Origin of the sequence: Nostoc sp. UHCC 0251, assembly GCF_034932245.1 — a bacterium.
Classification (GTDB): Bacteria; Cyanobacteriota; Cyanobacteriia; order Cyanobacteriales; family Nostocaceae; genus Nostoc.
Genome location: NZ_JAYGHD010000376.1, coordinates 1 through 16,045, shown reverse-complemented (window position 1 = coordinate 16,045; position 16,045 = coordinate 1). Strand labels below are relative to the sequence as shown.

The following is a 16,045-nucleotide window of genomic DNA, read 5'->3' as shown; positions in this document are numbered from 1 at the left end:
ATTTTCAACCGACTCTGCATTTATATTATGCAGCTTAAATGCCGATTAGCTTATTCAAGCCCAAAATATTACTGATAATGTTGTGGAGTTGATGCTTCACAAGTTGAAGAAACTGCCAGAGAATACACAGCAAATTCTCCGGTTAGCCGCTTGCGTCGGTGCTGAGTTTAATTTAGATACTCTATCAATTGTTTGTGATCAACCACCTGAAACGATTTTTCAAGATTTACTAACAGCCATACAATTTGGATTAATTCAACCACTATCTGAATTAGATGAAAACTTGTTAATTCAAGAGTATAAGTTCTTGCACGATCGCGTGCAGCAAGCCTCATACACCTTAATCGATGAGTCGCAAAAACAAATTGTTCATTTACAAATTGGTCGCAATCTCCTCGGGAAAACTTTGCCAGAGAGACTATCAGACCGACTGTTTGAAATTGTCGATCATCTTAATCATGGAATTGAGCTTGTCACAGATCAACTAGAACGCAATGAAATTGCTAGATTAAATTTAATCACAGGACAGAAAGCAAAAGCTGCGATCGCCTATAGTGTGGCTCAAAACTATTTAGCCAGAGGTAGAGCATGGCTGGCAGACTCCAGTTGGCAAACTAACTATGAGATCACCTTAGAGTTACATACAGAAACAACAGAAGTTGCGTATTTGTGTGGCGAGTTTGAGCAGGTAGAATCCTGGGCAGTGGTTGTTCTGCAAGCAGCCAAAACGGTTCTCGACATCGTGAAAGTTTACGAAGTCAAAATTCAAACTGACATCGCGCAGAACCAGCCATTAGAAGCAATCAACACTGGATTGCAAGTTTTGCAGCAACTGGGAATCAGTTTTCCTGAAACGCCAACTCAGTCAGACATTCAGCTTGAGCTAGACACAATTACATCACTCATTGGCGAGAAGCCAATCAAGGACTTGCTCCATTTGCCGGAAATGACCGAACCGGACAAATTGGCGGCGATGCGAATCTTATCAAGCATCACGATCGCTGCCTATGTTGCGGCTCCTGATTTGATGCCTCTGCTTGTGTCTAAACAAGTAAACTTATCAATTCAATCTGGTAATGCTGTTGTATCTCCCTTTGCCTATGCATTTTACGGATTAATTCTTTGTGGAACGATTGGGAACATTGAGATTGGGTACGAGTTTGGACAACTTGCGCTAAATCTATTGTCACACCTTAATGTTCATTCTCTCAGAGCTAGAACATTAGTCATTGTGAATAACTTTATTATTCATTGGAAAGAGCATATTAGAAACACAACCCAGCCCTTGCTAGAAGCCTACCAAAGAGGTTTAGAAGTTGGAGATTTAGAGTTTGCTGCTTATTCCGCTCATTGTTATTGCTTCCAATTCTACGCAGTTGGAAAGGAACTCGTAGAAGTTGAGCGCGAGATGACGAAATACAATGAAGCAATTCGTCAAATCAAACAGAAAACGGCGCTAACCTGGAACCAAATATATCAGCAGGCGACCGCAAATTTGATGGGCTTTTCGGTTAGCCTAACTCGCCTAGTTGGCGAATTCTACAATGAAGAAAATGGATTGCCACAACATGAAGTAACAAATGATGGAACGGCAATGTTTGTTGTCTTTTTCCATAAACTTTTCCTGTGCTACCTATTTTCTGAGTATGCTCAGGCAGTTAAAAACTCAACCATAGCAGAACGTTATTTAATGGGAATAACAGGCACACCTCTTGGTCCTTTTTACTATTTATATGATGCACTGGCAAGACTCGCCATATACTCTGAAAGCGCCACTCAAGTGCAGGAGGAACTCCTTAAAAAAGTTACAGTTAGTCAGGAGAAAATGAAGCAATGGGCACAGTATGCGCCAATGAATTGTTTGCATAAATATTATCTGGTGCAAGCAGAGATTGCACGAGTTCTAAGTCAGTGGTTTGAAGCAGAGGAATTCTATGAACAAGCAATTCAAGGAGCAAGGGAAAATGAATATATTCAGGAAGAGGCGTTAGCTTATGAATTAGCCGCCAAACATTACTTAGCTCGTGGTAGAGAAAAGTTCGCCCAGCTCTATATGAAGGAAGCTCACTATTGCTATGGACGATGGGGAGCAACGGCAAAAGTCAAAGATTTAGAAACTCGCTACCCGCAGCTATTCCCTCAGTCATCAGGCGTGGCTGAAACACCAATTCGCACCACTTCTGGAACTACCTCAAGTACCTCACATACTGCTCTCGATTTAGCAACGGTGATGAAAGCAGCTCAAGCAATTTCGAGTGAAATTGAATTGGAGCGGCTGCTCACTTCCTTGATGCAGATTTTAATTGAAAATGCTGGGGCACAAACTGGATGCCTGCTTTTGGATAACTCAGGAGAATGGACGATCAAAGCTACTTGTGAACTTAATGATGGAGAACAGGTCTGTGCGACACGAGTGCTGGAATCAATTCCAATCGCAAATCGTCTACCCGAATCAATCCTTCAGTATGTGATACGGACTCATGAAGCTGTCATCTTTAATGATGCGACTCGTGACGGTAATTTTACTAATGATCCCTATATTCAACACCACCAGACTCAATCAGTCTTTTGTTTACCCTTGCTCAATCAAAGCAAGCTCATCGGTATATTGTATTTAGAAAATCAATTGGCAACTGGGGCATTTACACCGGAGCGATCGCAAATTCTAAGTCTACTTTCTACGCAGGCAGCGATCGCGATCGAAAATGCCAAACTCTACTTAAAGCTCCGCGCGAGCGAAAGTCAGATGGCTCAATTTTTAGAAGCGATTCCCGTAGGAATTGCCGCCATTGATGCGACGGGTCGCCCTTACTATGCCAATCAACAGGGCATTCATCTCATGGGCAAAGGGATTGATCCTGCCGTACCGCCGGAGCAAATCGCAGAGTCTTATCAATTTTATGTGACAGGAACGGATCAAATCTACCCTACTGAAAAAATGCCAATCATCCGGGCGTTGAGCGGCGAACGCACTACGATTGATGACGTAGAAATTCGCCAAAATAACCAAACGATCCCTGTTGAGGTGTGGGGCACTCCCGTCTTTGACGAACAGGGCAATGTAGTTTATGCGATCGCCGCCTTTCAAGACATCACAGAGCGGAAACAAGCAGAACAGTTCTTAGCGAATTACAACCGCACTTTAGAGCAACAGGTCGCTCAAAGGACAGCGGCGTTACAGCAAAGCGAAGCCGCACTGCGTCATCAAGAACAGGAATTACGGCTGATCGCCGACGCACTACCAGTATTGATTAGCTATGTAGATGCCAATCGTTGCTATCAATTTATCAACCTTACCTATGAGATTTGGTTTAAGCGTAGTCGTGATGAAATTTTAGGCAAGCCTGTTCATGCGCTTTTAGGTGAGATGGTTTATCAACGAGTTGAACCGTACATTAATCAAGTGTTTGAAGGGCAAACTGTATCCCTGGAGGCAGAAATCCCTTTTCCGCCTGGTAAACGGTGCATCAGTGCGACCTTGATTCCTGATTTCGATGACAATGCTCAAGTGAGAGGCTTCTACAGTCTCATCACAGATATTAGCGATCGCAAACGAGCCGAACACGCCTCAATTCTGGAAGAACGCAATCGGATGGCGCGAGAAATTCATGATACACTAGCTCAATCCTTCACGGGTATTCTGCTTCAAGTTGGAGCAGCAACACAAGTGCTGGCGGATGACCAGAAAGCAACCCAAGTACATCTGGAAATGATTGATGAACTAGCACGCGCTGGACTAGCAGGGGCACGGCGATCCGTATCAGCACTCCGTCCCCAGCTACTAGAAGAAGGTAATTTAGAAAGTGCCCTGCATCGTATAGTGACTCAAATGCGAGCAACGACCGAGACGGCTTTGATTTGTGAAACTCAGGGTACAGCCTATTCTTTACCAACCGAAGTGGAGAATAACTTACTCAGAATTGGGCAGGAAGCATTAACAAATGCAATTAAATACGCAAGTGCTGGCGAAATTCTGGTTGAGTTGGTGTACAACGAGACAGAGTGTATCTTACAGATAAAAGACAATGGCAGGGGCTTTGGAGTGGGTAGCATTCCTTTGAGTAGTGGGTTTGGCTTATTAGGAATGAGCGAACGGGCAGAGCGCATTGGCGCACAACTATTGATTCAAAGCCAACCGGGACAGGGAACAGAAATTATTGTCACCATCAATCGAGAGTGAGAATTATATGAGTCAATCCACTAAGATTAGGGTGCTAATTGTTGATGACCATGCCATAGTCAGAAAGGGTCTAGTAACCATTATTAACCGCGATCCAGAAATGACAGCGATCGCTCAAGCTGAAGATGGGCAGCAGGCGATCGCCGCGTTTCGAGAATACCAACCTGATGTCACACTAATGGATTTATGAATGCCCAAAATGGGAGGTGTTGAGGCCATTATGGCGATTTGTGCTGAATTTAAGCAGGCTCGAATCGCGGTACTCACAACCTACGATGGCGATGAAGATATCTATCGCGGTTTACAGGCGGGCGCTCAAGGCTATCTGCTTAAGGATGCTAAACCTGGCGAGCTTTTGAATGCGATTCGCGCCATTCATAATGGTCAGAAATACATTCCGCCAGAAGTGGGCGCAAAATTATTGCAGCGAATGAGCAATCCAGAACTGAGTGAACGAGAGTTGGAAGTGCTGCGTTTGATGGCACAAGGAATGGGTAATCAAGAAATTGGGACTGCTTTGATTATTGGTGAAAGTACCGTCAAATCGCATATAAATCGGATTTTGAGCAAACTAGGAGTGAGCGATCGCACACAAGCTGTGATTACTGCTGTAAAGCGTGGGATCGTCAGTCTGTAAGTGGGGAAAAAGAAGGTGCAGGGGGCAGGGGGAATGTTCCTTCTCAAGAGCCGTGGAATTGTAGGTTGAACATGGGTATAGCCCCGTCCTCTTTAGGGCGCTCTTACTAGGGCAAAGTCTGAGCTTCCGTTTCAGTTTTCCCCCTTGCTCCCAGCAAGAACTGCTCCCCTGCCTCTTATGATCTTTTCCCCAATAGAATTGGCTTTATACCAAATTATTGTGAAGCTGCATGAAACCTGTGGAGGCTAAAACGATTTCCCTGTAAGGATTTTACTCTGATTATTCTATGCAACTTCATACAAAATTGGTATTAGACTCCAACTAAAGTTGGAGACAACCTTCCACTAGAAGCTGGACGAGTTCATCCATCACTCGATTGTATAAAAATGTCAACCCAGAGTGGACGACAAGAGAGGGTCAATTGTCTATATTGAATCCATAGCAATGTTAGCGCAGTTGGGTTGTAAGGCTTAAATTTGCTTAATACAAACCGAAACATGACTTCCGACCGTAATAATTGTTCTTTATTTGTTCTGCCTTCAACCCAGGATCATATTCAAGGTGTACTGAATGCTGCTGTAGTATTCGTCATGTATGGAGATTATGAATGTTTTCAAAGTGCCAACGTCTATCGATTGATTAAAGTTGCCGGGCAGCAATTGAAGGCTTCGTTTGGAGAAAAAAATTTAGGTTTTATCTTCCGTCATTTTCCTCAAGTACAGATTCATCTACATGCTCAACGGGCAGCGGAAGCTGCGGAAGCCGCAGCGGCTCAAGGGCAGTTTTGGCAAATGCATGAGATGCTGTTTATCCATCAACAGGAGTTGGGAAATGGCTATCTAGTCGAGTATGCCAATCGTTTAGGACTTGATATTTCTCAATTTTTGCAGGATTTATCCAGGGGAACGTATGTCGATCGGATCAATGCGGATATCGAAGGTGGACTGCGAAGTGGAGTGGAGGCTGCACCCGCTTTGTTTATTAATGGAATTCGCTATCTTGATCGCTGGACTGTTGAGCAGATAATGGCAGCTATTGTTGCTGCAAATGATTAAGGTTTTTGATGCTTATCCCAACAAGTATTTCATAACTTCTATACGGACGACAAGAATCAGAGATTTCAGCAATTTAGCAAGAATACAGAGGCGATCGCCATGATAGTTTTTACATGGAAAAAAGTTCAAGGATTTTGGATTTTGGAATTGGTTTTTCGGTTCAAGCCCCGTCCCTGGTGTACGGAACAAATCTAAAATTGTCAATTCTTCAATCCCCAAGTTGCATCGCTTTATGGGTGCAGTTAATCTAAAATCCAAAATCTAAAATTGTTTGACTCTAGGAGATCCGATCATGCCGACTCAAAATACAAGTATCACTGAAGTCGATGGCAGTCAACCCTTACTGCATCAACATGGATATGAAATTCAGCAGTATGGGACTCTTCGTAATTTGCCAATTGTTCTCAATCCCACTGCCCGCAGTGAAAGTTGTGTTTTAGTCAATCAAATTTTGGCAGATACGATTATTCTTTATCACCTTTACAAGAAACATCACTGGTTGATGCGCGGACATACGTTTTATCAACTGCATCTGTTGCTTGACAAACACGCCAGCGAACAAATTGAGTTAATTGATGCACTGGGTGAACGAGTACAAACCCTGGGAGGCGTGGCGATCGCTGACCCACGTCATGTAGCAGAAGTTACTAAGATTAAGCGTCCGCCCAATGGCGTTGAGGAAGTACCTGTGATGTTGTCGCGGTTACTGGAAGCCCACGAGTTAATAATTGGGGAATTGAGAGTAGCGATCGATAAAACAGCAGCAAATCAAGATAGTGGCACTAATGATTTGTTAGTGAGCCAAGTCCTGCGAACCAATGAGACGCAAGTTTGGTTTCTGGCAGAACATTTGGTGGATACACCATTGGTACGCAGTTAAATTCAGCAGATCAGGTGTTGTAAATCCAATAACTAACAGTATTTCAGCGATCGCTCTTTAAATCAGTTCATTCTTGACTCCTATTTATCCATTGTAGATAACAGAGGAAGAGAACTTTATGACTAATTATGACTACATTGTAATCGGTGCAGGGTCAGCAGGCTGCGTAGTCGCCAATCGTCTCACAGAAGACCCAGAAATCACTGTACTGTTGCTCGAAGCGGGCAATCCAGCGACGAAACCGGAAATCCAAATCCCAGCAGAATGTGTCAATCTAATTGGCACTGAAGTGGACTGGGGCTATTTCTCCGAACCAGAACCGGATCTGAACAACCGCAAGATCCTTTGTTCCCGTGGCAAAGTCGTAGGGGGCAGCAGTTCGATTAACTTCATGATCTATATTCGAGGCAGCCATCACGATTACGACCATTGGCAGGAATTAGGAAATCTCGGTTGGAGCTATCAGGATGTCTTACCCTATTTCAAAAAATCCGAACACCAGCAGCGCGGTGTTGATGCTTATCACAGTGTGGATGGAGAGTTGAGCGTAAGCGATCTGATTGCGCCTGCTCCGATTTCTCATCGATTTGTAGAGGCGTGTGTTGCAGCAGGCTATGACTATAACCCTGATTTCAACGCCAAGCAACAGGAAGGAGCAGGACTCTTACAACACACCATCAAGGATGGTAAACGGCACAGTGCTGCGGCTGCTTTCCTTGTGCCCATTGTCGGGCGTTCTAATTTGACCCTTACAACTGGGGTGTTGGTAACTCGATTATTGTTGGAGGGTACTCGCGCGGTTGGCGTAGAATATCTGCATGAGGGAATGCTGCACCAAATTAGAGTCAATAAAGAAGTGATTTTAAGTGCGGGTGCATTCGATTCGCCTAAGCTTCTAATGCTATCCGGGATTGGCAATGCCTCACAGTTACAGGCATTGGGGATTTCTGTTGTATTAGATTTGCAGGGAGTGGGTCAAAACCTGCAAGATCACATTCTGGTTCCTGTGGTCTATCAGTCAATTCAGGATCTACACTTTGCTAGCACGAGTAGTATCGGAGAAGCTGGACTGTACTTACATAGCGAAGGCAACTCAGAGATTGCACCTGATTTACAGTTTTTCTTCGCTCCTGTCCAGTTCTTGCCGCTTGGCTATCCTGCTGCTGCTTTTGGGTTCACGGATGTTGTCTCTTTGACCCGTCTGCAAAATCGTGGCAGTGTGAGTTTGCGCTCATCTGATCCGCAAGACACCCCCATGATTCAGATGAACTATTTGCAAAGTGAAGCCGATGTGCAAAAGTTAGTCGCTGCAATTAAACTAGCACGCCAATTGTTTCACATGAGTCATTTTGATGAATTTCGAGGTGAGGAAATTGCTCCAGGTGTTAACGTTCAGAGTGATGAAGCACTCGTTGCTTATATCCGCAACAATTGCAGTACTGTGTGGCATCCGGTTGGCACTTGCAAAATGGGCATTGACTCAATGGCAGTGGTAGACCCTGAACTACGAGTACATGGAATTGAAGGGTTACGGGTTGTAGATGCCTCCATCATGCCCACTATCACGACTGGAAATACGAACGCACCCACCATCATGATTGGTGAGAAGGCAGCAGATTTAATTAAAGCAGGTCGCACAGCACGAAAGGTTCTCAGCAAATCTAACGTCCAAAATCCGGCGTATTCATCTATTTAGAAACGGGCGATCGTCTTTGATCAATCTCAGATTATCATACCTGTTGAGCGTTTATCGGTCGATGTTAGGCAAACAGAACACTCGACCCCTGTAAAGGAATACACAATGGCACTGATTACAACACCATTCGGACGACATTCCACCGCCGCCGAGGTCGTAGAAGGAATTGATCTTTCCGGCAAGCGGGCGATCGTTACGGGAGCCGCATCGGGCATCGGCGCAGAAACGGCGCGAGCGCTGGCTCAAACTGGAGCGATCGTCACCCTAGCTGTGCGTAATACCGATGCTGGAGCGCAAGTCGCGGCTGACATTACGGCTACTACTGGGAACCGGAATATTCATGTTGCTTTGCTTGATTTAAGCGATCGCAACTCAATTGCCAAGTTCATTGCTGCCTGGCGTGAGCCGCTGCACATCCTCGTTAATAATGCAGGGGTAATGGCACTGCCCGAACAGCGCACACCCGAAGGCTGGGAGATGCAATTTGCCACTAACTATCTCGGACACTTTGCCCTAGCACTCGGACTACACGACGCTCTCGCAGCAGAGGGTGCCGCCCGTATCGTATTGGTTAGTTCTAGCGGACACCTGATGTCGCCCATTGTGTTCGATGATATTCACTTCATGTTCCGTCCTTATGATCCGTGGTTAGCGTATGGACAGTCCAAGACTGCAAGCATCCTCTTTGCTGTGGGTGCTACTGCGCGCTGGTTCAAGGATGGCATTACCGCTAATGCCCTGATGCCTGGGGCGATCGCAACCAACCTCCAGCGTAATACGGGCGGTCTTAGAACCCCACCTGAGCGGCAGAAGACAATAGCGCAGGGTGCGGCAACTTCCGTTCTGTTGGCAACCTCTGGGCTACTAAAGGGCGTTGGCGGACGCTATTTCGAGGACTGCAATGAAGCCACTCTTGTCACCAACGGGAACGGCTATATGAGCGGAGTTGCCCCCTACGCCCTGAACCCAGACAATGCCGATCGGCTCTGGAATGAATCGTTGCGCCTGCTCGCTTGAAAAAGAGGCAGGGGAGCAGGGAGCAAGGGGGATAGTAAATATGGGGATTCGACCCCACCTGTAGCTTGCTTACCCGTAGGGGTACGAAAACCACTTGTTAAGAAGTGGGGGACGTAAGAACATGTTCCGCTCCGCTCCACGTCAGGAGTTAGGGGTCATTTCCCCCCGCTCCCTGCCCCCTGCCTCTTCGTTTATGGTTATTAGTTGTCATTAGCAAGCTCATCAGCGTACCGAAGACATCGCAAAGAACAACATGCAAAGAAAAACATTCGGTCTAATTTAGCAACCGTAACTAAGAGCTGATTCATTAATCGGAGTAATCTCATGACACAAACTCTTTGGTTATTTGGCACTCGTGTCACCATCGTCGCGGATCACACGACAACTGGAGGTCAGTATGATCTGATCGAAGGCTACTTCCCACCTGGCGCACAAACTCCTCCCCATCGCCACACGCGCTATTCCGAACAACTCTATGTGCTAGAGGGGGAGTTCACAGTCTGGGCAGGTGAGAACAAAGTGGTGTTAAGCCCTGGGGACAGTTATCTCATTTCTCCAGGCACCCCTCATGTGGTTGCTGTCCTCAGTGATAAGCCAGCCCGTGGTTTAGTCGTTGCCGCCCCCAGTGCCTTTGCTCGGTTGATTGAAGCCACTGGGACAGTGGATGAGAACGAACCAATAGACATGGCGCTGTATAACCGCATTTCTGCCGAAATTGGCGACGAATTGCTAGGTCCTCCTGGAGCGCTATTTACATAATGCTATGAGGTCGCCCATCTTGGCTGGTGAAATTTGATCTGTTGATGTGAACGGTTAGCAAATAGAGCATTGACCAGGCGTATCTAGTCGTTGTGGGAGTTGTCGAGAATGACGCGGAGAGTCAGAAAGTAAATAAAATTCCTCGTGTCTCCGTCTCAACCCAGTCCCTTAACCATCAGATCCACCCGCATCGACCCCGTAAAAAAATGTATGTCACCGATTGCGAGGAGAAGTGCATGAGCCAATACATCACCGTAGAAATACAGGATGGCAGTTTTCAGACCTATGTGGCGTTCCCGGATGTCCTACCAGCACCAACCATCGTTGTCATTCAGGAAATTTTGGGTGTCAATGCGGATATCCGAGACACCTGTCACGAACTTGCTTCGCAAGGCTATATCGCCGTGAGTCCAGACTTATTCTGGCGGCTGGAACCGGGCGTTGATCTGTCAGATCAATCCGAGGCTGAATGGCAAAAGGGCGTTGCTCTTTACACAGCCTTTGACTATGACGCTGGTGTTGCAGACATCGCGGCAACGATAGAAACAGCGCGATCGCTGCCCGGTGCAAACGGAAAAATTGGCTTGTTGGGCTACTGTCTGGGCGGATTGATGACCTTCATCACGACAGCGCGCAAGGGTGCCGATGCCTCTGTCGTCTACTACGGGGGCAACACAGAAAAGTACCTGGACGAAGCAACCGATATCAAGAATCCACTGTTGATACATCTCGGTGAGGAGGATGAGTACATCTCCAAGGAGGCGCAAGCAGCGATTATCGCAGCGCTAAAGGACAACGCGGCGGCTCAAGTGTTCACCTACCCAGGTCGCCGTCATGCGTTTGCCCGACACCGGGGCCAACACTACGACAAGGATGCCGCCGCCTTAGCCAATGGGCGGACTGCCGACTTTTTCCAGTTACACCTCATCTAGAGAGTCTGTTCCCAACAATATTAACGAACACACAGGAGATCACCACATGAACAGGCTCATCCACAGAAATAGTATCCATCTGCTTTTGATCGCTGCACTTTCCCTCGGAATCATTCTCATTACTTCATTAGGAGCCATTATGACTACTGCCAGCGCCCGAGATGACAAACCCACCGTTGTTTTCGTCCACGGCGCGTTCGCCGAATCTTCTAGTTGGAACGGCGTATTGACTAAGTTGATTACAAAAGGGTATCCGGTGGTCGCCGCCGCCAATCCCTTGCGCGGTGTCAAGAGCGACGCGGATTATGTCGCCAGCATCCTTGACGGCATTGAAGGACCCATTGTACTGGTCGGGCACTCCTATGGCGGCTTGGTGATTAGCAATGCGGTCAAGAACAACCAGAATGTGAAGGCGCTGGTTTACGTTGGTGCCTTCGCTCCCGAAGCAGGTGAGACTGCTGCCGCACTCACCGGTCGTTACCCCGGCAGCACGCTCGTACCTACGCTTGCGCCCCCAGTTGCCCTGCCTAACGGCGGCAAAGACCTCTACATCCAGCAGCCCAAGTTCCAAGCGCAGTTTGCCGCAGATGTGTCCATCGCAGACGCAAGGGTGCTGGCTGCCACCCAGCGACCGATTACGGAAGCTGCACTTAACGAAGCATCGGGCGAGCCTGCATGGAAGTCTATTCCGTCCTGGTTCATCTATGGCGAACGCGACTTAAATATTCCAGCGGCGGCGCATGCTTTCCTGGCAGAGCGCGCCAACTCAAAGGAGACGATCGCCGTACAGGGCGCATCTCATGTGGTAATGGTTTCCCATCCAGATGCCGTTGCCACGCTCATCGAACACGCTGCGACCACGAAATAGAGAGGCATTAACATCATGAGTAAACTAGAAGGAAAAATCGCCCTTGTCACGGGTGGCAACAGTGGTATCGGTCTTGCCACAGCCAAACAGTTTGTTGCTGAAGGTGCCTATGTTTACATCACGGGTCGTCGCCAAGTCGAACTGGATGCTGCTGTAGAAGCCATTGGTAAAAATGTTACGGCTGTGCAGAGCGATGTTTCTAATCTGGCAGACCTGGATCGTCTGTTTGCCACCATTAAGCAAGAGCAAGGACACCTCGATATCATCTTCGCTAATGCTGGAGGTGGACAAATTGCCCCACTTGGAGCAATCACTGAGGAACACTTTGACCAAACATTCAACGTAAACGTCAAAGGTTTGCTATTCACCGTACAAAAGGCACTGCCACTTTTGCCAGAGGGCGCTTCTATCATCCTGAATGCTTCGATTACTTCTATAAAAGGTACGCCAGCTTTCAGTGTTTACAGCGCCACCAAAGCCGCCGTGAGATCATTTGCTCGGAATTGGATACTCGACCTCAGAGAACGCAAGATCCGAGTGAATGCCATTAGCCCTGGTGTGGTTCCGACTCCTGGTTACGATCATTTGGGACTAAATGACCAGCAGTTGCAAGAATTCGTGGATAGCCAAGCCAGCGCCATCCCACTGGGACGAGTCGGCAAACCCGATGAGATTGCCAAAGCCGTTGTCTTTCTCGCTTCAGACGATAGCAGCTTTGTGAACGGCATTGAGTTGTTTGTTGATGGCGGGATGGCACAGATTTGAAGTCCAAAAGGAGTTGTCGTAAAAAGCCATCATGTCACTTTTATCACTTACAAGGAGTAATTCCATGACGACATATCGCACAGTTTCGATCGATGGTTTAGATATCTTCTACCGTGAAGCGGGTTCCCGTGATAATCCAACGATTCTGTTATTGCACGGCTTTCCAACGTCATCTCACATGTTCCGCAATCTCATACCTGCCCTCGCTGATAAATTCCATCTCGTTGCACCTGATTATCCTGGCTACGGCAACAGTTCGATGCCTACAGTAAATGAGTTTGATTACACGTTTGATCGCTTGGCTGAGATTGTAGAGAAATTCATTGCTGCGATCGCTCTCAAAAAGTATAGCCTTTATGTAATGGATTATGGTGCGCCGATTGGCTATCGGATTGCCGCTAAATATCCAGAGCGCGTGCAATCTCTGATTGTTCAAAATGGCAATGCTTACGAGGAAGGTCTGCGCGAATTCTGGGAACCAATTAAGGCATACTGGCAAGAGCGATCGCCTGAGAATGCTGAAAAGCTCAAATATCTTGTCACCCTGGAAGCGACGAAGTGGCAATATACCAATGGTGTTCGCAATCTAGAAGCGATCAGCCCCGATACCTGGACTATCGATCAACATTTCCTCGATCGCCCTGGCAACGGTGAGATTCAACTGGCATTGCTGTATAGCTATGGTACTAATCCACCGCTCTATCCCCAATGGCAAGAGTATTTCCGCCAGTATCAACCCCCTACCCTGATTGTTTGGGGCAAGAACGACTACATCTTTCCTGCTGACGGTGCTTATCCCTACCAGCGTGACTTGAAAGACGTTGAGTTGCATCTACTCGATACCGGACATTTTGCCCTGGAAGAGGATGGGGATGCGATCGCAAACTATATCGATCAATTTCTCACATCACGACTGCAATCCGTTCTCACCTGATCGGTGGAAATGATGGATTATACCAATTCTCTAAAAAAATAAAAATACCTACCTTTGTAAGGGCTTTTAGTGAAAAATTAAGGAGGATTGGTCATGGCAGCAATCGATACAGCACCGTTAGAAAACAGCCTGGGATTTCTAGCTTTAGGAGCTTATATTCTCACCTTAATGCCTACGAATCTCAGAATCATTTTTCCTCAAACTAAACAAGCGAACCTTCCCAAATGGCTGTTAAAATATCGACGACTTCTCGGTATTCTGGCTTTTTGCTTGGCTTTGCTTCACGGTTTCCTCTTAGCGAAAAAGAGAGACCTGGATTTTTTAGATCCCAATACCTATTGGATTTATATCCAGGGTATATCCACCTTTATAATTTTTACCCTATTGGCAATTACTTCTAATGAGTGGAGTGTCAAAAGACTAAAAAAAAATTGGAAGCGATTACATACCCTGACTTACTTAGCTATGTTCCTGCTCACTTGGCACGTTTGGGACAAAATGTTAGAGCATTGGAGCTATTTAACCCCAATTGGGCTAGTAGGGATTGTCATGACAACCTTTTTATTTCTGATACGACGCTGGATTGAACATCGGAATAAACAACAAAAAGCGAAAGGAAAAGCCTTCTCATCTCAAATTCCAGAAAAAATTACTCTCTAGTACCGCTAGTCTCCAACACCGTTACGCAGTGCGTGCAAGTCAGATTATTCTCCCACTCGCACAAGGAATGTCCTGTTATGAGATCGAAACAAATTACCTGGAATTCTTCAGCACCATTGGCAATCAGCACCCTAACGATCTTGGTTGGTAGTAGCAGTTGTGCTAGCCTATTATCTTCCTTCCGAAACGCTAGTGTTACTACTACCTCTGTTGCAACCATTCAACCCTTACGTTCTCTCCAAGGAAATTCAACTTGGGTTTACGCTCTCGCAATCAGCCCTGATGGACGCTTCCTCACCAGTGGCAGTTACGATAAAAAAATTAAAATTTGGGATCTGCCTAGTAACACCCTACTCTATACTTTAGAAGGACACGGCGATGCAGTGGTAAGCCTTGCCATCAGTCCAGATAGCAAGCTGCTCGCTAGTGGCAGTTGGGATAATCGGATTAAACTCTGGAATTTAGAGACGGGGCAACTGCTTCGTACCCTAGATGGACATACAGATGATGTAGAATCCGTTGCCATCAGCCCCAACGGAAAGTGGTTAGCCAGTGGTAGTGCTGACACAACCATCCGCATCTGGAACGTGCAGACTGGCGTACAAGTTCATCAGTTATCGGATGGATTGTGGGTAAGAACTGTTGCTTTTAGTCCTGATGGGCAGACCTTAGTTAGTGGCAATGAGGGTGGTACACTCAAAATTTGGCGGCTCATGGATGGTGCTGTTCTAAAAACCCTGAATGCTCATTCACAAGCTGTGCGCTCAGTGACTTTTAGTCCTGATGGACGGACTTTAGCGAGTGGCAGTGCTGATCGGACAGTCAAACTCTGGCAAATGCCCACTGGTAAATTGTTGCACTCCCTAATTGGACATGATGGAGTTGTGTGGTCAGTAGCTTTCAGTCCCGATGGCAAGAGATTAGCTAGTGGTAGCAATGATAGCACTATCAAGTTATGGGGGTTGCCTGAAGGCAAACTCTTGGAGAATTTGATCGGGCATGAGCGAGGCGTGCGGTCAGTAGTTTTCAGACCGCATGGAAACATGATAGCCAGCAGCAGTGCCGACAAAACCATTAAACTCTGGTCTCTTCCTAAAGAGTGATACCAATTCGCAATTCGCAATTCGCAATTAAGAAATCTAGCTCGCGTAAGACTTTCCTGATTTCCATCTGTTGCCTCATTTTAGAGAATTGGTGTGACAAGAAACTTTCAGAAACAAGATCAACTATTTCTGATTCTGTTGAACGGTTTGAATTCAAAAGAGTAAACGCATGACCACTCATCGCACAGTATCGATTAATGGTTTAGATATCTTTTATCGTGAAGCTGGTTCTCGCGATCATCCGACGATTCTGCTATTGCACGGCTTTCCAACCTCATCCCAGATGTTCCGTAATTTAATCCCGGTGTTGGCGGATCAATTCCATCTGATTGCACCTGATTATCCTGGTTTTGGCTATAGTTCCATGCCAACTGTGGATGAGTTTGATTATACCTTTGATCGCCTTGCCGAAGTGATGGCAGGCTTTGTCGATGCGATCGGATTAAACCGCTATAGTCTTTACCTGATGGATTATGGCGCTCCCATTGGCTATCGCCTGGCAACGGGAGCATCTCACCTTTGCAAATATAGGTGTAAGTGAGGGAAGATAGTTACACTC

Annotated in this window: 14 protein-coding genes and 1 pseudogene; 14 read left to right on the top strand and 1 reads right to left on the bottom strand. The window is 46.5% G+C overall.

All coding sequences use genetic code 11. The features are described from left to right. The first annotated feature begins 82 nt into the window (after positions 1–82). The 3 genes and pseudogenes from VB740_RS31750 (at position 83) to VB740_RS31740 (ending at position 5,872) form a co-directional block, all read left to right on the top strand. Positions 83–4,180 carry a PAS domain-containing protein gene (locus VB740_RS31750; protein WP_416291037.1) on the top strand — a complete coding sequence of 1,366 codons (4,098 nt, stop codon included), beginning with the start codon at positions 83–85 and terminating at the stop codon, positions 4,178–4,180. Positions 4,181–4,187: 7 nt separating this feature from the next. Beyond that, a pseudogene (locus VB740_RS31745) lies at positions 4,188–4,817 on the top strand (response regulator). Positions 4,818–5,314: 497 nt separating this feature from the next. Further along, positions 5,315–5,872 carry a DsbA family protein gene (locus tag VB740_RS31740; protein ID WP_323203802.1) on the top strand — a complete coding sequence of 186 codons (558 nt, stop codon included), beginning with the start codon at positions 5,315–5,317 and terminating at the stop codon, positions 5,870–5,872. 12 nt (positions 5,873–5,884) lie between these two features. Here VB740_RS31740 and VB740_RS31735 read toward each other — a convergent pair whose 3' ends face one another. Then, the gene (locus VB740_RS31735) at positions 5,885–6,130 is read right to left on the bottom strand and encodes a hypothetical protein (protein WP_323203801.1); all 246 of its coding nucleotides are present in this window, start codon (positions 6,128–6,130) and stop codon (positions 5,885–5,887) included. Positions 6,131–6,164: 34 nt separating this feature from the next. On the opposite strand from VB740_RS31735, the gene VB740_RS31730 reads away from it, so the two are divergent. From VB740_RS31730 to VB740_RS31680, 11 genes are all read left to right on the top strand, one after another. Beyond that, positions 6,165–6,752, top strand: a complete 588-nt coding sequence (locus tag VB740_RS31730) for a DNA starvation/stationary phase protection protein (protein WP_323203800.1) — start codon at positions 6,165–6,167, stop codon at positions 6,750–6,752. A 118-nt stretch (positions 6,753–6,870) separates the two neighbouring features. Continuing rightward, the gene (locus VB740_RS31725; RefSeq protein WP_323203799.1) at positions 6,871–8,448 is read left to right on the top strand and encodes a GMC family oxidoreductase; all 1,578 of its coding nucleotides are present in this window, start codon (positions 6,871–6,873) and stop codon (positions 8,446–8,448) included. A 105-nt stretch (positions 8,449–8,553) separates the two neighbouring features. Next, positions 8,554–9,465, top strand: a complete 912-nt coding sequence (locus VB740_RS31720) for an SDR family NAD(P)-dependent oxidoreductase (protein WP_323203797.1) — start codon at positions 8,554–8,556, stop codon at positions 9,463–9,465. A 324-nt stretch (positions 9,466–9,789) separates the two neighbouring features. Next, complete coding sequence (locus tag VB740_RS31715; protein WP_323203796.1) at positions 9,790–10,224, top strand: cupin domain-containing protein; 435 nt, start codon at positions 9,790–9,792, stop codon at positions 10,222–10,224. A gap of 236 nt (positions 10,225–10,460) precedes the next feature. Further along, positions 10,461–11,156, top strand: coding sequence for a dienelactone hydrolase family protein (locus VB740_RS31710; RefSeq protein WP_323203795.1), 696 nt, complete (start codon positions 10,461–10,463; stop codon positions 11,154–11,156). Positions 11,157–11,202: 46 nt separating this feature from the next. After that, positions 11,203–12,024 (top strand): alpha/beta hydrolase, encoded by an 822-nt coding sequence (locus VB740_RS31705; RefSeq protein ID WP_323203794.1) that lies wholly within the window; start codon positions 11,203–11,205, stop codon positions 12,022–12,024. A 15-nt stretch (positions 12,025–12,039) separates the two neighbouring features. Then, positions 12,040–12,789 carry an SDR family oxidoreductase gene (locus VB740_RS31700; protein ID WP_323203793.1) on the top strand — a complete coding sequence of 250 codons (750 nt, stop codon included), beginning with the start codon at positions 12,040–12,042 and terminating at the stop codon, positions 12,787–12,789. Between the two features lie 64 nt (positions 12,790–12,853). Continuing rightward, the gene (locus VB740_RS31695) at positions 12,854–13,723 is read left to right on the top strand and encodes an alpha/beta hydrolase (RefSeq protein WP_323203792.1); all 870 of its coding nucleotides are present in this window, start codon (positions 12,854–12,856) and stop codon (positions 13,721–13,723) included. 93 nt (positions 13,724–13,816) lie between these two features. Continuing rightward, entirely contained in the window at positions 13,817–14,383 is a 567-nt protein-coding gene (locus VB740_RS31690; protein WP_323203791.1) for a ferric reductase-like transmembrane domain-containing protein, read from the top strand. Between the two features lie 77 nt (positions 14,384–14,460). Then, positions 14,461–15,486, top strand: coding sequence for a WD40 repeat domain-containing protein (locus tag VB740_RS31685; RefSeq protein ID WP_323203790.1), 1,026 nt, complete (start codon positions 14,461–14,463; stop codon positions 15,484–15,486). A gap of 169 nt (positions 15,487–15,655) precedes the next feature. Further along, complete coding sequence (locus tag VB740_RS31680; RefSeq protein WP_323203789.1) at positions 15,656–16,027, top strand: alpha/beta fold hydrolase; 372 nt, start codon at positions 15,656–15,658, stop codon at positions 16,025–16,027. Positions 16,028–16,045 lie beyond the last annotated feature (18 nt).